We start from the raw sequence: 20,332 nt of genomic DNA, 5'->3' as shown, positions 1-20,332 counted from the left end.
AAACCATTTAGTACGCACAAAACAAAAAGCTTGCAGGAGGTGTCTCCATGCAAGCCTTACTTCTCTATTTAACCTGTGCTGCTGTAATTAACGCTAAATTGTAAACATCTTCTGAGCTGCAGCCACGGGACAAATCATTAACTGGGCGATTCAGACCTTGCAGTACCGGGCCAACTGCGTCGAAGTCTCCTAGCCGCTGCGCTATTTTATAGCCAATATTTCCAGCTTCTAGACTTGGGAAAATAAACACATTCGCATCACCTTTTAACGGCGAGTCCGGTGCTTTCTTTTCGGCAACAGTTGGCACGAAAGCTGCGTCGAACTGGAATTCTCCGTCTATTAAGAGCGATGGATTTTTTTCCTTAGCAATCTCCAACGCTTCGCTGACCTTTTCCGTTTCAGGTGATTTCGCAGAACCTTTTGTTGAGAAGCTTAACATCGCTACGCGTGGATCTATACCGAATAATTCAGCAGTCACTGCGCTTTCCACTGCGATCTCTGCCAGGTCCTGGCTATCAGGTGAAATATTGATTGCACAATCCGCGAATACATATTTCTCTTCGCCGCGAACCATGATAAACACGCCTGATGTTTTTTTAATGCCTTCTTTCGGTTTGATAATCTGCAGCGCAGGGCGCACTGTGTCAGCGGTAGAATGTGATGCTCCACTTACTAGTCCATCTGCCTGGTTCATATAAACTAGCATTGTTCCGAAATAGTTTTCATCTAGTAATATCGTTCTTGCTTCTTCCTCTGTTACTTTTCCTTTGCGGCGTTCAACAAATGTTTCCACCATTAAATCGAATTCTTTAAATTCAGCTGGATCCATGATTTTACACGTTGAAACATCCACGCCAACTTCTTCTGCGCGCATTTTGATTTCACTTTTCTTACCAATCAGTATTGGCTTCAAAATTCCTGCTGCGCCTAATTGACTTGTTGCCGTCAGGACACGTTCGTCAGTACCCTCCGGAAAAACGATAAATCTATCTTTACCTTCTAGCTTTGTTTTTAATTCATCAAAAAAATTACTCATAATTTAGAACCTCCACTTATTCTTATACCCCTATAATAAGCCACCTAATCTTACATGAAAAGCAATTCACTTTTTTGACAGATTCGTGAATTCGCACGTATCTAACCGCTATTCCATGATTAATATTCCCGGATTATGGTATAGTAAAGCCATAAACGAATATAAATTTTTCATCCGTTCATACCATGAGCAACATTACTATTTATATACTAAGGGAGCGATAAATAATGGCAGCAGCAGAAGCAGTTGAAACCATGGATGGCTGGTATTGTCTGCATGACGTCCGCAGCATAGACTGGTCAACATGGAAGATGATTTCATCAGAAGAAAGGCAAGCCGCAATCGACGAATTACACGGTCTGATAGCTGGTTGGGATGCAGTCGAAGAAGCAAAGGATGGCAGTCATGCAATTTATACAATTGTAGGACAAAAAGGCGATATCATGATGATGATCCTCCGTCCAACAATGGACTTATTAAACGAAGCAGAAACCGCTTTTAACAAAACAAAATTTGCTGAATTTCTTCAACCTACATATTCATTTGTATCCGTTGTCGAGCTTTCTAAATACTTCCCACAGAAAAAAGACGTAGATCCTGAAACGTTACCGGAAACACAAGAGCGTCTGAAGCCAATTTTACCAAAGTGGGATTACATCTCATTCTATCCAATGGACAAGCGCCGAACTGGCGACGAAAACTGGTATGCACTTGATTTCAAGGAACGTGCTAAATTATTATACGCACACAGTAAAACTGGCCGGAAATATGCTGGTAAAATCAAGCAAATTATCACTGGCGCATTTGGCCTTGACGACTGGGAATGGGGCGTTACCCTGTTTGCGCACGATGCACTTGAACTTAAGCGAATCGTGTACGAAATGCGTTTTGACGAGGTAACTGCGAAATATGGTGAATTCGGCGAGTTCTTCGTTGGAAACCACCTGCCAAACGAAAAAATCGCAGCATACCTGCACGTATAACATATAACAAACAACTAACCAGACCGCATCAGCATTCAGCTGATGCGGTTTTTTTATGCTAAACATTTAACGGTACCTGGTACATTTCCCAGTTTTTAGGAGGTTCTAAGTTGGGATAAGGGTGCATAGTATTAATTAGTATTGAGAAATGGGGTGGCCCTATGCCTAGAGTTAAGCATACCGATAAGGGTGTGGAGTTGCTTGCGAGGTTGATGCGAGCTGAGGCTGAGGGTGATGGGAAGCTTGGAATGCTGATGGTAGGGAATGTCGGAATAAATCGCGTGGTATCCAATTGTTTGGATTTTACACAGCTAACAACTATCCGAGATATGGTGTATCAGAGTCCTGGTGGATTTGAAGCTACGCAAAAAGGTTATTTTTATCAACGGGCACGTGAAATGGATAAGAATCTTGCCAGAAAGATACTTAAAGGCAGACGGTACCATCCAGCTTCCAACGCATTGTGGTTCTTCATGCCCGAGGGGGAATGCCCTGCCCAATGGTATGATCAGTGGAACGTTGGCCGGTTTAAGTCACATTGTTTTTATGCGCCAGACGCAGCTGTATGTCCGGCAGTTTACTAGTTAATTCTTAATTCAGGAGGTTTTTTTATGAGTGAATATCAAGGTCCTTACTATTACTATCCGCAGGCGTCCCCTGCATATTATCCCAATTATGATCAGCGTCAGTACCAGTTTCAGGAAGCACAGGCACAGCAGCCGCCAGATATGCAAGGTATGCTGCCAATGGAACAATCTTATATCGAAAACATTCTTCGTCTAAATAGAGGAAAGCCGGCTACAGTCTATATGACGTTTGAAAACAACCAGGACTGGAACGCAAAAGTTTTTAAAGGAATCATCGAGGCAGCAGGAAGAGATCACATTATTTTAAGTGATCCGCAAACAAATAAACGTTATTTACTTTTAATGGTTTACCTGGATTATGTAACATTTGATGGTGAGATTAACTACACCTACCCATATGGTCAAATGACAACCACGTCTCCAAGATAACTCTCTACTTAACACGACACTTTTAGCACAGATAACAAATGATCTTATCATATACAGCGAAAACGATACTGAGAGTGCTCACCTGGTTTGGGTTTGCTATTCGCAGCCACTAAAAAAGCACCGCACGAAGAAAAAGTGTTATTCTTTTTCGAAGAGTCTCACATCATTTCCACTGCTGTTTCTTATTTTTTACCTTTTAAAAAAGGATGGCCCATACGGAAGTGATCCACTTTATCTCAAAGCGGAATCTGTATCCTTATATGAGTCATCCTTCTTATTTATCTTATCTCTATAGGGGGATCACGATGCGACATCCTTATGAAAAATTCATCCGATTAGAGTTAATTTCACTTATTTTAGCTATCATTTGCGGCATTATTGTGTTGATAAAAGGATATATTTTATTAGTTATCCTTATAATTCTTCTGATTGCCTGCGGTTTATGCTTCGAGGCAATGATCGAACTGAATACACATAACCGAAATAAAGCGTTTAAACATTTTGTTGAAGCCCTCTTAATTATAGTATTTATGTTCTATATCCTATTGCATCTTATAGGTATTTCATAACACCATAACCAAGAAGCACCCAGCCTGCCAGAAACGCAACTCCACCTATTGGCGTTATCATTGCAAAGGTTTTAATTCCTGTTGTCGAATATACATAAAGGCTTCCTGAGAACAGAATTATTCCAATAAAGAACATCCATCCAGCCCAAAGCATCCCACCTGATTGAATCTTAGCAAGCAGCAATCCTGTAACAAACAAAGCCATTGTATGGAACATTTGGTATGTCACAGCCTTCTCCCACGTTGCTATAGCTTTTTCTGATATTTTCCCTTCAAGACCATGTGCCCCGAAAGCCCCGAGTGCAACAGCTATAAAACCGTTAATTGCACCTAATATAAGTAATAATTTCATTCGTACACCTCTTTTTTGTGATATTCGTTAAAAATCAAAAATGGACTTACCGGTTCCAGCATCATCATTTTCATCCGGATCATCTGAATCGTTTATTTTCTTATTGTTTGAGCCGCCAAGCATTGCTTTTATTTCCTCGTCAGAGATGTTTGGAGCTTCAGGATTGTTCGAGAACTGTTCAACCTTCCCCTGGTCTCCTTCGATCAATAAGTCACTCAATAATCTCACATGTTCAATATGCTTAATCATCTGGTGCTTGTTCGCCTGATGAAGTTGTGCTTCTTTCAGTTCGTTTATCATTTTCTTTATAATTACTTCGTTTGGAATCGCCAATTAAACCATCCCTTCATTAATTGGGTTAGAAAGATCATCATTTTCATTACTAGTATAACATGTGACACGTAAATAATTTATTACGAAAAAGTGAAAAACAAAAAGCCTTGGCAGAAGTCCAAGACTTGACTAATTAATTGATACTTTTCATTTCTAAGCATTCTATCGTTTTTTGTTGTTCATCCTGATAGCGATCATACATCCATCGTAAAAATTCTATCTCATTTTTTTGTAACTGTCGCCCCAGTTTTACTCTTGTATCCTCTAATACATGAAAAAAGCCTCTCTTCACGCTAAATTCCTCCCAATGCATTAGAAAATTTTGTCACCGCTAAACAACTCACTATAATGCAAAGTATTTTCTAGTTAGATTGTACAACGTATTCTTCAAGGAATCAATAGAAAAATTATAAATTTACCAAATTTGCAGAAAACTTTTTGGTTCGACAACACATTTTAGCTTGTGTGACTGTAGTTAAGTTCTTTATACACTTTGTTAAGGCGGTCCTTGTAAGCAATATGCTCTCTGTTAAATTTCGTCGGGCTATCGATTCCTGCTACTGCGGCCATTTCAAAGACACCTTCACGCAGTGACACCAGATAATTACATACCCGGTACTTCTTCTCCTCTACACTTAATGCTTTTTGCAGATCAGGATCCGTAGTTGCAACACCGACTGGACAATTATTCGTATGACAAACCTGTGCCATAATACAGCCGACAGATAACATAAATCCTCTGGCTATGTTAATCAAATCTGCTCCAAGTGAAAGAGCCATCACAATTTTATCCGGGGTAACCAACTGTCCGGATGCAATTATTTTTGTGCGATCCCGCAGACCATATTCTTTGAGTAAATCATCAAGTAGAGGTAATGCAGCATACGTAGGTAATCCAACCGATTCTGCTAGCTCGTAATATGTTGCGCCAGACCCGCCATTACCACCATCGACCGTTATAAAATCCGGTACGATATCGAGCTCCTTCATTGTTTTAATGAAGTTCGTAAGTTGCACCTGATCGCCGACTACAATCTTAGTTCCGACTGGTTTACCTCCAACATCACGCATTTTATCAAGAAATTCCAACAATCCTTTCGAGTCGTTAAACTCATGAAACCGATTCGGACTGTTAATGGTCTTTCCTGCTTCAACGTTACGAATTTCTGCGATTTCCTCTGTTACCTTGCTGCCATCCACATGTCCGCCGCGCTGTTTTGCACCTTGCGCGAGTTTCAGTTCAAAGGCCTTGACCTGATTCATATCGCTTTTCTTTTTAAAAAGCTCCCATGAAAATTCTCCATCTTTTGTGCGCACGCCAAATAGTCCAGCACTAATTTGCATGATGATATCCACATCACCTTCTTGATGGTAAGGCGATATGCTTCCTTCGCCTGTATTCATCCACGTTCCGCCAGCCATCCCAAGTCCTTTTGAAAGAGCTGTAATTGCATGATCTCCTAATGATCCAAAACTCATGGCTGATTGTCCGATAAGTCCTTTAATTTTAAAAGGATTTCGAACGGTGTCTTTCCCCAGAACTATTGCGTCGTCATCCGTTAAATAAAATGGGTTCAATATGTCTTCCTCATGATGTTCTTTTCGACTAATCAGTTTTTCATTATCAATCTTATATAGACGTGTTTTTATCTTGGGTTCCTGATCAATTTTCAATTCTTCGCGCTGCTTTGGAAACATATTATTTACAATGTAATATCCTTCCTTATTAAAATCCCGCTCCGATCCATAACCGATCATTCTATCGTTATATTTTGCAGACTTATAAACAAACTCGAATTCTCTGCGGTTGAATGGTTTTCCTTCATTATCATTATTAAACAAATACTGACGAAGCTCCGGGCCAATTTTTTCCGTAATATACCGGACTTTTCCAAGAACCGGATAGTTTCTTAATATGGAGTGCTCCTGCTGCTTCTCATCGTGAAGATAAATACGAATAACAAAAAACAGCGGTATAAGTACCACTAAAGCAATAATCGTGATCAGTGTAATCAATAATCCTGTTGTCATCATTTCATTCTCCTTTCTGTATTTGTTTTGAATTACAATAAATATGGCAGATAAACGAGGATGATAATAAACACCCAAATCACATCAACGAAATGCCAGTAATACTGGAAGATTTTTTGTTTTTCCATGTATAAAGCGTATGGCATATTCATTTTTCTGTATTGAATTAAAAGGAAGATCATCCAGCCAATTCCAAACGTGACATGTGCAGCATGTAACCCAACAAGCACATAGAACGAAGACATAAACACATTTGCAGTCAGACCGTTACCTTCCATTGTATATTTATAGAACTCATGGATTTCAAGGCCAAGGAACGTCATGCCAAACAGCAGAGTTACCACTAGCCCTGTTACAATCTGGATTCCATTTCGCCTGCTCAGCCCTTTTTCAGCAAACAGTAATGTTCCACTGCTTGAAAGCAGAAAAATCGATGACAATACCACAGACTTCACTTCAAATAATGCTTCGGGTTTCGGGTAGTCAGGTGGTGGAGTAAAAATTAAATAGGTTGCAAACAGTGTGCCAAACATGACACTCTCCACAAATAAATAAATGAAGAACCCAAGCCGCTTATCTTTAAACAAAGCTTCCTGATAATTATTCATTTGCCTCCACCTCCCGATAATTCTTTTTCCGTTCATCTGCTGTCGAACGAAGGATGAACAATCCGAATGTGCTTAATCCTCCTAAAATGGCGAGCCAATACCAGGTGTAGATCATACTGATACTCACAACAAACATACTAAACGCGATCAGGACTGGCTTAATTGTTTCAATAGAGATTGGAGCCGGCCTGGTTTCGTTTGTTGTCTCAAGGACCCGCTTTTCTACGTTTGCATACCAGTAAGGATCCCTTTCTTTTACAACAGGCATCGGCTGAAACGTATTTTCCTCAGAAGGAGACTCTACTGTCCATTCAAGTGTTCGACCGTCCCACGGATCAGGTCCTGCTTTCTCCCCGTACTTGTGTGTTTTATAGACGTTCCATGCAACAAACAGCATGCTTGCCCCCATTAAAAAGGCGCCAATGGTGCTTGTCAGGTTTAACACGTATAACGAATCGCCGAAACCATAAGTATATACACGTCTCGGCATTCCTTGAAGTCCGGTGATATGCATAGGGAGAAAGGTCATATGAAATCCAATAATAAATAACCAAAAATGCCATTTCCCTAGTCTCTGATCCAACAATTTCCCCGTGAACTTAGGATACCAGTAATACAGACCTGCAAATATCCCTAAAATAGTGGATCCAATTATGGTGTAATGGAAATGCGCTACCACAAAATGCGTGTCATGATATTGGAAGTCAGCAGCCGCTACAGAAAGCATGACACCTGTTACTCCACCCATCACAAACGTTGGAATAAATCCTAAAGCGAACAACATGGGAGTAGTCATCCGAATTACTCCGCCGCGCATTGTAAACAACCAATTAAATATTTTGATACCGGTCGGAACCGCAATCATCATGGTGGTAATCGCAAAAAAAGTATTTGCCATTGGCCCTAGTCCGACGGTAAACATATGGTGCGCCCAAACCATGAAACCAAGAAAGCCAATCAGCGCCAGCGACAAGACCATTGCCGGATAACCAAATATAGTTTTTTTCGAAAAGGTCGTAATGATATCTGAAAAAATACCAAATGCAGGTAACGCTAATATATAGACTTCCGGATGGCCAAAGATCCAAAATAGATGCTGCCAGAACACCGGACTTCCAACATCACCCGAGAAGAACATGGTACCAAACATCCGGTCAAACATAAGTAAGTATAAAGCGATCGACAAAACAGGGAATGCAACTAAAATTAAAAACGAAGTGATTAGCGCAGACCACGGAAATAACGGCATTCTTGTCATCTTCATGCCAGGTGCGCGATGTCTAATAATGGTTACAATCATATTAATTGCGGTAAAAATAGTCCCGAGCCCTGAAACCTGCAAACTAAAAACATAGTAATCATTCCCTACTCCAGGTGTAAATGTATCTGTTGATAGCGGAGCATATCCAGTCCAGCCGGCATTTGGTGCGCTGTTAAGGAGGAAAGCCATATTAAATAATAGTGCACCCGCCAGAAATAACCAGAAACTGACTGCGTTCAGAAAAGGAAACGCCAAATCCCGGGCACCGATTTGTAGTGGAACTGCAATGTTCATTAATCCTATTAACAGCGGCATCGCTACAAAGAAAATCATCGCCGTTCCATGTGTTGTAAATAATTCATTATATTTATCGTGCTGGAATACCCAAAACTCATTGTGCGGCTGTGCTAACTGCAGGCGAATCAAGAGAGCATCAATTCCAGCTCTGAGAAAAAACAGTACACCAAACAAAACATAAAGTGTTCCAATTTTACGATGATTGGTTGTGCGCATGTAGCTCCAGATTAGCGGCAGCTTTCGTTTTTTTAATACATAGATGGCAATAAAAATTCCTAAAATAATAGTAAGTACCCACGCCGCCATAATATCAGAAGGCACAAAAATCGATTTACCAAATAATGATAGCATCATGTTATACATCACCTTCTACTTATCAGATTCATAGATATGTCGTACATTCCCTGTTATTTTTTTAACCATTCTTCATAATCAGAAGTTGAAACAACCTCAGTTGTAAATTGCATTTTAGTATGCAGAACACCACAGAACTCTGCACACTTTCCTTCGTATGTGCCTTTTTTCGCGTTTACAATTTCATAATCCAATTCCCGATCAGGCATTACATCCGTCTTACCAGCAAGCTCAGGTATCCAAAATGAATGAATAACATCCTTTGACTTTAAATGAAACACAATCGTTTTGTTCGCTGGAATGACTAATTTGTTCATTGTTTTCTTTCCATTTTCATACCCAAATGTCCAGAAAAATTGCTCTGCCGTTACGTTAACATGCACAGCTTCCTCATTGTCTTTGGATGAGGAAAGTACTGCCGATTGATCGTATGTAATGGATATCATAGGGACTGCAAGAACAACTAACAGCAGTATGGATAAGGAAGTCCAGGTGATTTCCAGCTTCTTATTTCCTTTGACATCTTTTGGAAGATCATCTTTGTTTTGGGGCGTTTCTCGGTACTTCCAGACGAATTTCGCAAATAAGACAAATACCACCAGCATGACAATCATCATTAATCCAAAACTGAACCAAATTAAAAAGGCTTGTTCTTGGCCAGTTTCGCTCTGTGCATTTAAAACGGAAATATCACACCCGGTTAAACACAATAAAAATAATGCTGGTACCAGCTTTTTCACCAAAACAATCACCCCTTTTATGAAAATTGATAGTATTTAAGTTTTACCTCCTACAAGTAAAACTAAACACTTTAATTTCTCAACTTGCGCACACCGGCAATCCTAACTGTGGTTCTTGCAGCACAGCACTTGAAATATGTTACTTGATAGGAAAATATGTCTATGAATAATGTACGTTGCTAATTACTTCCTCGTGTTTGATGTATAATGCGACATAATTTTAGGTTTATTTCCTAGCTGCCGTCCAGGATCGTTGCGGGCGGATGCTTTCCGCGGGCACGGCTTCAGTCTCCTTGCCCCGACAAGGGGTATGCCGACGTTGTCCGCAAAGGACGTTTTTAGTCGGCCTTCATCTTTTAACCCACTCTGCGGGGCCTTCAGACTCGTGCTGTTCCCGCAGGAGTCACCGCCCGGAACGATGCAGGACTGGTAAAACTGTCTATGTTTATGTCTTTATTCTTACTAAAACCAATGCATATGGAAATAGAAGTGCTATCAGGTGTGCAGTTAATAACTCGACAACTACATTTCGTCAAGAGATTGTAGCGGATGGCAGTCGACTCCTGCGGGAGGAATGGCATCGGTGAGACCCCGGAGTGCGACAGCACGAGGAGGCTCACCAGCCGCCCGCGGAAATCTCGTTGTTGTTACATCGGGGTCTATTTCCGGTAAAACTAGAGTTACTTCGCAGTAAAGAGATTTTGCGTCGTTACAATTTTAGATTGCTGACTAATTGCAGGGAGCTCCAACTTATTTATTCTGCGAAAATTGAGTAATTATAAAAAACTGCCCTGTTAGTGTCAGGACAGTTTCAAAAACGGGTGGAAGCTAAATGTTTTAGAATCCACTACTTTTTCGTCTACTCTTCTAAATTCAACTTAGATTCAAGTTCTGTTATTCTTGCTCGTAATTCGTTTACATCCTCTTTTGTCGCTAGACCTAGGTCCTTTGCCATTGACTGTGTTTGTTCATATTGCTTGGCACTCCATTCGTCCTTGGTGGATTCACCTTTATCCATGAAGTCCTGCATAACCGTTCTCGCCTGATCACGTGTCAGTTCGTTTTTATCTACTAATTCTTTCAATTTTTTATCCAATCGTTCTTTACTGCTTACTGCCGCGCCTAAACCTAATAAAAATCCTTTTTTTAAGAAATCACTCATAATTTATTCCTCCTAGTTTCTATATCTAATCATTCGATAATGCTTGATCAATAGAATACCTAATATAACAGAAAAAATGCCTGTCACAACAAAACCATTTACTTCATTCACATAAATGCCAGCATAAATTCCTCCCATTAACAGAATGAAACTCAACATTTCTATAAAAATATAAAAATGATGCATGAGCTTAGTCTGCTGTTTTTCTCGCTGCCATGCTCTATCCCTTTCCCCATTTTCCAGCCAGCCTAACATAGCTTTCGGAAAAGATAGAATTGGCTTAGTTGCATCTTTCGCTACCTGTTTATAAATAGAGTCGGTGAAACCTTTTCCACCAATCCATTCTTTCACTTTCGGTTTTGCCCACTTTTCGATATCCACCTCTGGATAAATACTGATCAACAGGCCAAAAACTATGGAAAGTGCTCGTCCAAGATAGGCGTAATCCGCTGACAGCTGGATAGGTTGTTCTTTTACAAAAATTCGAATATCGTCCTTAATCATATCCATTGTATGAGCATCCATCTTTGTAAATGCACCATTCTGATACATCTCAATCGCTTGAATTATCATTCGCTTAAGCTTTTCACGATCGGCGTTCGGCAGAACAAAATTCATTTCATCAAGAACCTGAACCACTTTGTCATAATCATTCGTTATTAAAGATTGGATAATCTGTTTAAAGTAACGAGTGTCCTGCTTTTTCACGTCACCAACCATTCCAAAATCAATTATTACGATCGTCCCATCCTGTTGAACGAGTATGTTCCCTGCATGCGGATCGGCATGAAAATTACCATCATGCAGAAATTGATCCAGGTAAAAATCGAAAAGCGTCTTAGCAGATTGCTGTACATTAATATTATGCTTATTCATGTACGCTAAATCAGTAATTTTTGCTCCTTCTATCCATTCCATTACAAGCACTTCTTTTGTACAAAGCGCATTTATGTACCCTGGAATATGGATGGAGGGATTTGATTTGTAACGTTCCTTGAAATAATTCCCAAAGGCAAGTTCCTGCTCAAAGTCCAGTTCACGGTCCATTACATATATTAATTCCCGATAGAGAGCATTCAAGTCAGCTTTTTTTCCAAAGTTTGTTAGAATTCTAATCATCCAGAAAACAAGTTTCATTGCTTTAAAATCCATATGAAAAATATCATGTACACGATAACGCTGTACTTTAATGGCGACTTCCTTACCGTTCATTAATTTACCTTTATAAACTTGTCCAATCGAGGCAGATGCAACTGGGGTCTCTTCTATTTCCTGCAAATGGTTATAGATATCCCCATCCCACTCTTTTTCCATTAATGTTCGGGCATAGGTGAATGAGGATGCAGGTACTCGGTCAACTAAACCTGTCAATTCATTTATAAAAACCTCAGGCATAAAATCGGCACGGGTGCTGAGAAACTGGCCAACTTTGATTAAAACTCCTCCAAGTTTCACAGCGGTTTCACTATACTCTCTTGCCTGTTTAGCAATCATTTCATTCCATTTTAGCTTTGTTCGTTCATCCCATATATGATGTCTTACATGGAAAAATGTAATTTGGCAAATAAATTTGAAAACCATCCAAACAATTACAGTACATCTATATAAAACATTGAATTTTTTTGCATTTTCCACATACAACACCTCATCTACCATTACCCTTAAATTGTATGTGTTAAAACTAAATTTATTTCTATTACACTTTTGAAAACCTCAAAAGAATTACTTAGCCTATGCCTGGAAACAAGCTTTTCGTTCACTATGGAATTTTGCTATTTTTTCAATATACCGTATAATTGAAAGAACATATAAAGAGTTGGGGGAGAATCATGGAAAATCAAAAGTACAAGTTATCAGACCATCTTAAGTTTATTATTCCATCTTTAATTGGTATTTTCTTGTTTATGGTACCGGTTCCAATTGACGGTGGTATGACTATCCCAATTGCAGTTATGGCAGGTTGGATCCAAGACGGACTTTCTGGATACTTATCATTCATTATGATGTGGATCATTATTATTACTGCATTGGGGACCATTACTGTCAAAGCAATTGGTGGAGATAAACTAGACCGCACACCTTTTTTCAAGCAATTATTTAATGTTACTCCATTTTGGGCGGTCACCCGTGTACTTGCAGCAGTTTTTGCTGTAATGGTTTACTATAAACTGGGTTCAGTTGTTATTTATAGTGAAAACACCGGCCAATTACTACTTGGCTCCCTGTTACACGTTTTGTTTGCTGTTTTCTTATTTGCCGGCTTATTTCTACCTTTGTTAATGAATTACGGATTGCTTGATTTGTTTGGCACATTAATGACGAAAATCATGCGCCCTCTATTCAAATTGCCCGGCCGTTCTTCCATTGACTCGTTAGCATCATGGATTGGCGATGGAACGATAGGTGTATTATTAACAAGTAAACAATACGAAGAGGGCCACTATACAAAGCGTGATGCAGCAGTTATTGGTACAACTTTCTCTGTCGTATCGATTACCTTTACGCTGGTAGTCATTGAACAAGTACATCTTGAACATATGTTTGTACCATTTTATTTAACGGTAATTGTGGCCGGACTAATTGCCGCATTAATTATGCCGCGTATTCCGCCATTATCCAGAAAACCAAACACCTATATCAATGAAGCAGAGGAAGATCTCGACGAATCAGCACCTGAAGGCTATAATGTTCTTACCTTTGGTTACAAGAATGCTTTGGATCGAGCGAAGAAAGAATCCAGCGTTCTGAAGTTTTTTAAAGAAGGCGGACAGAATATTTTAGATATGTGGATGGGTGTAGCACCAATTGTTATGGCTTTTGGTTTAGTTGCACTTATGATTGCAGAATATACGTCTGTATTCGAGTGGCTCGGCCTACCATTCATACCAATACTTGAGTTAATGAATATACCGTATGCTGCCGAAGCATCGCAGACAATTTTAATTGGTTTTGCAGATATGTTCCTGCCATCGATTCTAGCGGAGACCATTGATGCAGAAATCACGCGATTTATTATTGCTGCATTGTCTGTAACTCAATTAATCTATATGTCTGAAGTAGGTGGCTTGATACTGGGATCAAAAATTCCAGTAAACTTTATAGAGCTATTTATCATATTCCTGCTTCGTACTATAATCACGCTACCAATTATTACGCTAATTGCACATATGTTGTTTTAGTAACTCAACTTTCACAGCCTGACATAAGTAGGTACACTTATTGTTAATTTATTAAAATTACGGCAGTTACGTAAAATCTCTATGCTGCGAATTAACTTTATTACCAAGAAATATTTTAAAGCCGCCGTCCAGGATCGCTGCTGGCGGATGCTTTCCGCGGGCACGGCTTCAGTCTCCTCGAGAAGATCACTCTGCGGGGCCTTCAGACTCGTGCTGTTCCCGCAGGAGTCACCGCCATCCGCTCACCAGGACTGGTAAAGCTGTTTATGTCTTTGTTGTTTCTGTAAACTATTTCATTCTGGAAAGAGATATAGCTATTGAGTGTGGATCGGATCTTATAAATCCGTGACATCAATCTATAATCTAGAGATTGGAGCTGATGGCAGTCGACTCCTGCGGGAGGAAAGGCATAGGTGAGACCCCGGAGTGCAAAGCACGAGGAGGCTCACCAGCCGCCCTAAGGTGCGCGACTGCCATCTGCGGAAATCTCGTTGCTGTCATATTGCCGTATTCGCAGTTTCCATCAACCGCGACATCGTCACTTGCAACATCTTTAGAAAAAACATAAAAAAAGCCGCTGCGATTGTCGCAGCGGCTTTTTTCTATCTGAATTGCTTATTTGTAACTTGCTTAATTTTATCTGTTAGTAACGACGTGTTTTTAGGAATTTCTGCGTCTACCTCTTCTTCTTCATCACCTTTGATAACGAATGATTCGTCATACCCCAACTGACGGGCCTGATCTTTCATGAACGCATATAAGCTTTGGTCCTTTTCAGGTCCGGCATGATAAACGCCGGTAACTTCATTAAATACCATTTCATTTAGAACGTCTGTTAAGTCTTCAATATGAACGAAGGTTCTAGTCAGGTCATCCCGAAAGCCAATCGGTTTATTAGAGCGTAAATGATAGGATAACTGATCTGTCCGATCATCTAATTTACCTGCAGCGTTTTCCCCATAAACTGGACCAACTCGCAGGATAACGTAATTTGAAAGCTCTTTTGCAATTAACTTTTCTGCTTTAACTTTTCCGTTTGTATAGTTACTAAAGCTATGATCGTCAGGAAGATTTGACATTGGGTCTTCTTCACTGTACGGTCCCTCTCCATGAGAGAAAACAAAGTCTGATGAAACATAAATCAATTTTGTTTGTGGTGGAATATGAGTTAACAAATGCATCAGTCCCTGATCCGTGAGCGTGTGTTCATTTGGACCGCTCATTACTGCCCATACCACAACATCAGGTTTCTCATTTTTATAAAAATTGGAAAAAGATTCTGGTTCATTTACATCCAGTTTATACAGATCATCTGAGAGTCTTGGTTCTTCCAGGTATGTTCCAACTACATCTGCTTCTGGTTTATCCTTTAACTTCTTATAAATTGATGCCCCTACATATCCACTAGCTCCAAATACACAAATTTTCATCATGATCACCTTCCCTTTCTAATTACAAGCCTCAGAAGCATTCATACTCATTTCAACTATGAATAACCCCTGCTCTTACGTGTGAAGGTTCCGATTGCGATGATTCTTTTTATTGGATTGTGTAAACCGTTTTCGCATTACAGATAGGTTTCCTTCAATAATTGGTTGTGAAACCAGTTGAATCGGTTTACTTGATAGTGACAAAACAATGGCCGCTGCAACAACAACTAAACCACCTAAATCTATCACACCATTAACTTCAAAGAAATTTGAATCTCGGAAAAACTGTACGAAAAAACCATGCAGTAAATATACATAGAGTGTCTGTGTTCCAAATTTTGTAAACATGTTTTCCCTTGTTGGAATCCATGCTAACACACTCATTGCCATTATTGTAGCAGTAACGTAAACAAGTATGCGTGCTGCAATACCAGTTTCCGGCAGTCCTAAGTCAACATAAGACTTAGATGCGAGTAACCAATCCGAGTTAAAGTCTGGTGCAAAAAATATAGTAGCCGCAACAGTTGTCATGATTGCCAGCGCAACCAGACGAACACTTTTCCTTTTTAAAATCATTACATGCTCTTTTGTCAGCCAATAACCCACTAAGAAGAATGGGAAAAATACGAAGGTTCGCGATAAACTAAACGTATGTCCAATGTCGCCAAAGTAGCCTACGACTAACCCAATTGCCACTGCTACTGACATACTTAGTACAGCTGGCATTTTTTTGAAAAAGTATAAAAGTAAATGCCAGCTGAATAAACTGAATAAAAACCACAGTGACCAATGTGGATAGAATATCCCTGTTTGCCAGTCATTATGTCCCAAATAGAAATAATAACCGGAATACAATATCTGGAAAATCAAGTATGGCAATAACAGTTTCTTCGCTAAATTCATGATATATTTTTTATTTCCTGATCCTTTTGCAAAAAAACCTGCTAAAAAGATAAATGCTGGCATGTGGAAAGTATATATCCACGTATATAATGTGTTAATCCCATGCGATCCACCGGTAAAGGGCTGGATCAGATGACCAAAAACTACTAAAAATATAAGTGTGATTTTAGCATTATCAAAGTATGCTGTACGTTCCATTTCATTTCATCCCTTTTGTAGTAAATTCTAGTTATAATATAGGTATACCCGCTTCTTCATATAAATACGTGGGTTATACACCGATTTCATGAGGTTGTTATGAAAGCGTAAATGGAATGAAATAATATAAACCTTCATGTAACAAAAGAGGCAAAACATACCTGATTAAGTATGTTTTGCCTGGAATGACTATTCTATAAGTACATTTATCTTAAAGAGATAGGTCTTTTTCAATTGCGGTTTGATCATCAAATACCTCACCCTTGAACTTCCTTAATATCTTCGAAGTAAGCGTACCTGAAAGAATAGAGTCATTTACGTTTAATGCAGTGCGCCCCATATCAATTAACGCTTCAATTGAAATCAGCAGCCCTGCCAACGCTACTGGAAGGTTCATGGATGACAGTACAATTAATGCTGCGAAGGTTGCGCCACCGCCAACTCCCGCCACACCAAATGAACTTATTCCAATAATGACAACCAACTGCAGAATAAACCCTGGTGTAAATGGATCAATTCCTACTGTCGGAGCGATCATAACTGCCAGCATTGCAGGATATATACCTGCACATCCGTTTTGACCAATGGTGGCGCCAAATGAAGCCGACATATTCGCGATGCCCTGATCCACCCCAAGTGAATTTTTTTGGACCTGTATGGTCAAAGGAATAGTTCCAGCACTGGATCGCGACGTAAAAGCAAAGCCTAATACAGGAAGAACCTTTTTCACGTACGTAAACGGGTTTAACCCAAACACACCTACTAATATCAAATGAATAATGAACATAACGAGCAGAGCTGCATACGAAGCAAGCACAAATTTACCAAGCTCAAGGATTCCTCCAATGTCCGTGTTAGCCACGGTAGTTGCCATGAGAGCCAGAATACCATATGGTGTCAATCTCAATACCATCGTTACAATCCGCATTACAACTGCATAGACAGCGTTCACCATCCGCGTAAACATTTCCGCATGTACAGGATTCTTGCGTCGCACACCTAAAACAGCAATTCCTACAATAATGGAGAAGATTACTACTGCAATTGTCGAAGTCGGACGGCTGCCAGTCATATCGAGAAATATGTTGTCCGGTATAAACGAGAGGATTTTTTCTGGTATGGAGAGATCTTGAACATCTCCAAGTCTCGACTCCAGCATTTCTCCGCGTTCAGTTTCTGCTTGACCTACATCAATTTGGTCCGCATTCAAGTCGAATATTGCTGCACTGCCAATACCTACTAAGGCCGCAATCATTGCTGTAGTTACAAGGATACCTATTATCCAGGCTGCCATCTTCCCTAGTTCCGAGGATTTTTCAAGGTTAATAATCGATTGAATTATCGAGACCATTACAAGTGGAATTACGATCAACATCAATAATCGTACATAACCACGGCCAACTATGCTGTACCATTCTGTTGTTTCATTTAGGACATCGGTTCCTGTCCCATAAAAAAATTGCAGAATAGCACCTAATACAATTCCAAGACCCAGTCCGGTAAACACCCGTTTACTGAATGAGACATGTTTTTTCTGCATGATAAATAAGAGTGCGATAATCGCAAGAATAAGTACAATGTTAAGTAAAACGTATACGAAACCCATTAATATTCCCTCCTTTTTACATTGTAATTAAGTATATGTGGGAGGAATTTTTTTTGAACTAAAATAATGAATAAACCCGCAGGACAATCTCTTGCTCTTTAATTATCTACTGTTTTTTATCGATGGCGATACTGGGCTTATCAATCTAATAATTTTACATATCGATGGCGAAATTCAACTTATCACGCTCTAAAAAAAATTATCTATGTCGTAAGAAAAATTATCGATCTCGAGATTAAATTTATCGATCTTCAGCTCGATACTCAACAATTAAGAAGCTTACTAAGATACAATAATGATAATCTTTGTAGTTAACTCAACTTTCGCACATGCACATGACACATGGTACCTGACTCGAATTAAAAATATCTTAGTTCATAAAACATGTTTCTAGTTTCTTTGTAGTATTTGATGTGAGCTGCGAAATAACTTAATTTAACTTTAGCTTTATTATCAAATAGAGGTTCTGAAGCCGCCGTCCAGGATCGTTGCGGGCCTTAGGGCACGGCTTCAGTCTCCTTGCCCCGACAAGGGGTATGCCAACGTTGTCCGCAAAGGACGATTTTAGTTGGCCATCCTTTTAAAAATGCTTTTCTGCGGGGCCATCAGACTCGTTCTGTTCCCGCAGGATAAGGAAGGCTACCCTGAAAAGGCATCGCACGAAGAAAAAGTGCTTTTCTTTTTCGAGGAGTCACCGCCCTCAACTCACAAGGACTGGTAAAGCTGTCTATGTCTTTGTTGTTTCTGTAAACGATTGCATTCTGAAAGAGATATAGCTATCGAGTGCGGATCGGATCTTATAAATCCGTGACACCTATATCTTGTCTAGAGATTGGAGCGGATGGCAGTCGACTCCTGCGGGAGGAAAGGCATAGGTGAGACCCCGGAGTGCGTTAGCACGAGGAGGCTCACCAGCCGCCCGCGGAAAGCGACTGCCATCCGCGGAAATCTCGTTGCTGATACATCGCAGTTTTTTTCGGTGTGGTAAGTTACGTCGCAGTATAGAGACTTTGTGTGGACTAGAAAAATGGACTTCAGGCTTATTTAACTATTCCAGGGAATACCTACTTATTTAAGTCTACTTAAATTGATCAATAAAAAAATGGAGAAAGCACGACAGCTTTCTCCATTTTCTTATTTCCCCAAATCTTTATTTGGCAGGTCATAAAATTCTCGTATAAAGGCATAGTCTCCAGCCATTCTTCCGACTGCTTTTAGTTTGTCAGGATCCACCTTGTCATTTTCCATGTATACGTCATCATCGATGTGATAGCATACTAGTTTTCCCAAAACAAGATTACTGGTACCTACATTAATTATCTGGTCCAGTTTACACTCCATGCTAACCGGAGCGTTCGCTGCCCTTGGCGGCTGAACGCGTTTACTTTCCGCTTTGTCAATAGCCGCTATTGTGAATTCGTCTTGTTCTGCAGAAAAATACTTACTGGTTTCATACATTTGATTCGCCATCGGTTCCGATACAATATTGATTACAAATTCACCGGTTTCTTTTATGTTTGCTACTGTATCCTTCTCTCCACTTTGTCCTTCACCTGCAGAAAAACACAAGGTAATCGGATCCATGGAAGCAACTGTGAAAAAGCTGAATGGCGCAAGATTAGCTGTTCCGTCTTTACTAATGGATGATACCCACGCAATCGGTCTTGGAACCACCGCGCCTTTGATTAACTTACTCATATTTCTATTGCTAAATTGAGAGTCTTCTATGATCATTTATTGTCCTCCTAAGAAAACACTATATTATTTTATGTGTGGTTCAAGCTCTATCTCCACGTTTCCTTTTAGCGCTCGAGAGATCATACAGCTTTTCTCTGCTTTATCTACCAGTTTCTCAAGTTTACTGCAGTCCTCAGGTGTAGCGTGGTCCATTAAACGGACAAATGGTTTATGGATGATTTTCTTATACGTTATTACGCCGCCTGTGACGTCTACAAATCCGTTTGACATAAGTGACATTTCATTTAATGGAAGGTCTGCCCGCTCAATCATTGCTGCGAGCGTTATTAAATAGCAAGTAGCAGCTGCCCCCAGTAGCATTTCATCCGGGTTTGTGCCTACACCAGGACCATCCATTTCGGGCGGTATAGATATTTTCGTTTTTAAATTCCCTGCTTCGATATATCCTTCACTATTTCTTCCACCTGGCCAGCTTGCTTTCAGTTCAAAAAGATGTTCTGCCATTATATCCCTTCTTTCTCGTTTCATTTTAACGCATTTTTGCACGATTATTAAATGTTTGAAACACGAGTAAGC

Annotated in this window: 20 protein-coding genes; 5 read left to right on the top strand and 15 right to left on the bottom strand. The window is 39.9% G+C overall.

What is annotated here, in order from left to right; translation table 11 throughout:
* Positions 1 to 64 precede the first annotated feature (64 nt).
* Positions 65 to 1,036, bottom strand: a complete 972-nt coding sequence (gene pta, locus VBD025_RS05615) for a phosphate acetyltransferase (RefSeq protein ID WP_430790111.1) — start codon at positions 1,034 to 1,036, stop codon at positions 65 to 67.
* A gap of 227 nt (positions 1,037 to 1,263) precedes the next feature.
* Here pta and hemQ point away from each other — a divergent pair, with 227 nt between their 5' ends.
* From hemQ to VBD025_RS05595, 4 genes are all read left to right on the top strand, one after another.
* Complete coding sequence (hemQ, locus tag VBD025_RS05610; protein WP_430790109.1) at positions 1,264 to 2,019, top strand: hydrogen peroxide-dependent heme synthase; 756 nt, start codon at positions 1,264 to 1,266, stop codon at positions 2,017 to 2,019.
* 161 nt (positions 2,020 to 2,180) lie between these two features.
* Positions 2,181 to 2,603, top strand: coding sequence for a cell wall hydrolase (locus tag VBD025_RS05605; RefSeq protein WP_430790107.1), 423 nt, complete (start codon positions 2,181 to 2,183; stop codon positions 2,601 to 2,603).
* A gap of 27 nt (positions 2,604 to 2,630) precedes the next feature.
* Complete coding sequence (gene gerQ / locus VBD025_RS05600; protein ID WP_430790105.1) at positions 2,631 to 3,035, top strand: spore coat protein GerQ; 405 nt, start codon at positions 2,631 to 2,633, stop codon at positions 3,033 to 3,035.
* 305 nt (positions 3,036 to 3,340) lie between these two features.
* The gene (locus tag VBD025_RS05595; protein ID WP_430790103.1) at positions 3,341 to 3,604 is read left to right on the top strand and encodes a hypothetical protein; all 264 of its coding nucleotides are present in this window, start codon (positions 3,341 to 3,343) and stop codon (positions 3,602 to 3,604) included.
* Here VBD025_RS05595 and VBD025_RS05590 read toward each other — a convergent pair.
* The 9 genes from VBD025_RS05590 to VBD025_RS05550 all read right to left on the bottom strand — a co-directional run bounded on the left by VBD025_RS05590 (position 3,588) and on the right by VBD025_RS05550 (position 12,377).
* Positions 3,588 to 3,956 carry a DUF423 domain-containing protein gene (locus VBD025_RS05590; protein WP_430790101.1) on the bottom strand — a complete coding sequence of 123 codons (369 nt, stop codon included), beginning with the start codon at positions 3,954 to 3,956 and terminating at the stop codon, positions 3,588 to 3,590. The genes VBD025_RS05595 and VBD025_RS05590 overlap by 17 nt on opposite strands.
* 27 nt (positions 3,957 to 3,983) lie before the next feature.
* Positions 3,984 to 4,289: a DUF5327 family protein gene (locus tag VBD025_RS05585; RefSeq protein ID WP_430790099.1), complete on the bottom strand. Its 306-nt coding sequence runs from the start codon at positions 4,287 to 4,289 to the stop codon at positions 3,984 to 3,986.
* Positions 4,290 to 4,422: 133 nt separating this feature from the next.
* Positions 4,423 to 4,581, bottom strand: a complete 159-nt coding sequence (locus tag VBD025_RS05580; protein WP_430790097.1) for a hypothetical protein — start codon at positions 4,579 to 4,581, stop codon at positions 4,423 to 4,425.
* A 164-nt stretch (positions 4,582 to 4,745) separates the two neighbouring features.
* Positions 4,746 to 6,320 (bottom strand): FMN-binding glutamate synthase family protein, encoded by a 1,575-nt coding sequence (locus VBD025_RS05575; protein WP_430791286.1) that lies wholly within the window; start codon positions 6,318 to 6,320, stop codon positions 4,746 to 4,748.
* Between the two features lie 32 nt (positions 6,321 to 6,352).
* Complete coding sequence (locus VBD025_RS05570; RefSeq protein ID WP_430790095.1) at positions 6,353 to 6,928, bottom strand: cytochrome c oxidase subunit 3; 576 nt, start codon at positions 6,926 to 6,928, stop codon at positions 6,353 to 6,355.
* Complete coding sequence (ctaD, locus tag VBD025_RS05565; protein ID WP_430790093.1) at positions 6,921 to 8,840, bottom strand: cytochrome c oxidase subunit I; 1,920 nt, start codon at positions 8,838 to 8,840, stop codon at positions 6,921 to 6,923. The genes VBD025_RS05570 and ctaD overlap by 8 nt, the downstream gene beginning before the upstream one ends.
* Positions 8,841 to 8,893: 53 nt before the next feature.
* Complete coding sequence (gene coxB, locus VBD025_RS05560; protein WP_430791284.1) at positions 8,894 to 9,580, bottom strand: cytochrome c oxidase subunit II; 687 nt, start codon at positions 9,578 to 9,580, stop codon at positions 8,894 to 8,896.
* A gap of 859 nt (positions 9,581 to 10,439) precedes the next feature.
* Positions 10,440 to 10,742, bottom strand: coding sequence for a phasin family protein (locus tag VBD025_RS05555; protein WP_430790091.1), 303 nt, complete (start codon positions 10,740 to 10,742; stop codon positions 10,440 to 10,442).
* 12 nt (positions 10,743 to 10,754) lie between these two features.
* A complete protein-coding gene (locus VBD025_RS05550) occupies positions 10,755 to 12,377 on the bottom strand; it encodes an ABC1 kinase family protein (protein ID WP_430790089.1) in 1,623 nt (540 codons plus the stop codon).
* A 194-nt stretch (positions 12,378 to 12,571) separates the two neighbouring features.
* Here VBD025_RS05550 and VBD025_RS05545 point away from each other — a divergent pair, with 194 nt between their 5' ends.
* Positions 12,572 to 13,921, top strand: a complete 1,350-nt coding sequence (locus VBD025_RS05545; protein ID WP_430790087.1) for a YjiH family protein — start codon at positions 12,572 to 12,574, stop codon at positions 13,919 to 13,921.
* 602 nt (positions 13,922 to 14,523) lie between these two features.
* Here VBD025_RS05545 and VBD025_RS05540 read toward each other — a convergent pair.
* The 5 genes from VBD025_RS05540 to VBD025_RS05520 all read right to left on the bottom strand — a co-directional run bounded on the left by VBD025_RS05540 (position 14,524) and on the right by VBD025_RS05520 (position 20,260).
* The gene (locus tag VBD025_RS05540; protein WP_430790085.1) at positions 14,524 to 15,354 is read right to left on the bottom strand and encodes a sugar nucleotide-binding protein; all 831 of its coding nucleotides are present in this window, start codon (positions 15,352 to 15,354) and stop codon (positions 14,524 to 14,526) included.
* A 72-nt stretch (positions 15,355 to 15,426) separates the two neighbouring features.
* On the bottom strand, positions 15,427 to 16,452 hold the full coding sequence (locus VBD025_RS05535) for an acyltransferase family protein (protein ID WP_430790083.1): 1,026 nt from the start codon (positions 16,450 to 16,452) through the stop codon (positions 15,427 to 15,429).
* 211 nt (positions 16,453 to 16,663) lie between these two features.
* Positions 16,664 to 18,058, bottom strand: coding sequence for an L-cystine transporter (locus VBD025_RS05530; protein ID WP_430790081.1), 1,395 nt, complete (start codon positions 18,056 to 18,058; stop codon positions 16,664 to 16,666).
* Between the two features lie 1,134 nt (positions 18,059 to 19,192).
* Positions 19,193 to 19,792, bottom strand: coding sequence for a flavin reductase family protein (locus tag VBD025_RS05525; protein ID WP_430790079.1), 600 nt, complete (start codon positions 19,790 to 19,792; stop codon positions 19,193 to 19,195).
* Between the two features lie 27 nt (positions 19,793 to 19,819).
* Positions 19,820 to 20,260: an OsmC family protein gene (locus tag VBD025_RS05520; RefSeq protein ID WP_430790077.1), complete on the bottom strand. Its 441-nt coding sequence runs from the start codon at positions 20,258 to 20,260 to the stop codon at positions 19,820 to 19,822.
* Positions 20,261 to 20,332: the final 72 nt, after the last annotated feature.

Source organism: Virgibacillus flavescens, assembly GCF_050574275.1.
GTDB lineage: Bacteria > Bacillota > Bacilli > Bacillales > Amphibacillaceae > Virgibacillus_F > Virgibacillus_F flavescens.
This window is presented reverse-complemented; position numbering and strand designations above follow the sequence as displayed.

What these genes read in the sequence shown, in the direction of transcription:
- pta (WP_430790111.1), bottom strand. Translation starts at nt 1,036, where the DNA reads ATGAGTAATTTTTTTGATGAATTAAAAACAAAGCTAGAAGGTAAAGAT.
- hemQ (WP_430790109.1), top strand. Translation starts at nt 1,264, where the DNA reads ATGGCAGCAGCAGAAGCAGTTGAAACCATGGATGGCTGGTATTGTCTG.
- VBD025_RS05605 (WP_430790107.1), top strand. Translation starts at nt 2,181, where the DNA reads ATGCCTAGAGTTAAGCATACCGATAAGGGTGTGGAGTTGCTTGCGAGG.
- gerQ (WP_430790105.1), top strand. Translation starts at nt 2,631, where the DNA reads ATGAGTGAATATCAAGGTCCTTACTATTACTATCCGCAGGCGTCCCCT.
- VBD025_RS05595 (WP_430790103.1), top strand. Translation starts at nt 3,341, where the DNA reads ATGCGACATCCTTATGAAAAATTCATCCGATTAGAGTTAATTTCACTT.
- VBD025_RS05590 (WP_430790101.1), bottom strand. Translation starts at nt 3,956, where the DNA reads ATGAAATTATTACTTATATTAGGTGCAATTAACGGTTTTATAGCTGTT.
- VBD025_RS05575 (WP_430791286.1), bottom strand. Translation starts at nt 6,320, where the DNA reads ATGACAACAGGATTATTGATTACACTGATCACGATTATTGCTTTAGTG.
- VBD025_RS05570 (WP_430790095.1), bottom strand. Translation starts at nt 6,928, where the DNA reads ATGAATAATTATCAGGAAGCTTTGTTTAAAGATAAGCGGCTTGGGTTC.
- ctaD (WP_430790093.1), bottom strand. Translation starts at nt 8,840, where the DNA reads ATGATGCTATCATTATTTGGTAAATCGATTTTTGTGCCTTCTGATATT.
- VBD025_RS05555 (WP_430790091.1), bottom strand. Translation starts at nt 10,742, where the DNA reads ATGAGTGATTTCTTAAAAAAAGGATTTTTATTAGGTTTAGGCGCGGCA.
- VBD025_RS05545 (WP_430790087.1), top strand. Translation starts at nt 12,572, where the DNA reads ATGGAAAATCAAAAGTACAAGTTATCAGACCATCTTAAGTTTATTATT.
- VBD025_RS05540 (WP_430790085.1), bottom strand. Translation starts at nt 15,354, where the DNA reads ATGATGAAAATTTGTGTATTTGGAGCTAGTGGATATGTAGGGGCATCA.
- VBD025_RS05535 (WP_430790083.1), bottom strand. Translation starts at nt 16,452, where the DNA reads ATGGAACGTACAGCATACTTTGATAATGCTAAAATCACACTTATATTT.
- VBD025_RS05530 (WP_430790081.1), bottom strand. Translation starts at nt 18,058, where the DNA reads ATGGGTTTCGTATACGTTTTACTTAACATTGTACTTATTCTTGCGATT.
- VBD025_RS05525 (WP_430790079.1), bottom strand. Translation starts at nt 19,792, where the DNA reads ATGATCATAGAAGACTCTCAATTTAGCAATAGAAATATGAGTAAGTTA.
- VBD025_RS05520 (WP_430790077.1), bottom strand. Translation starts at nt 20,260, where the DNA reads ATGGCAGAACATCTTTTTGAACTGAAAGCAAGCTGGCCAGGTGGAAGA.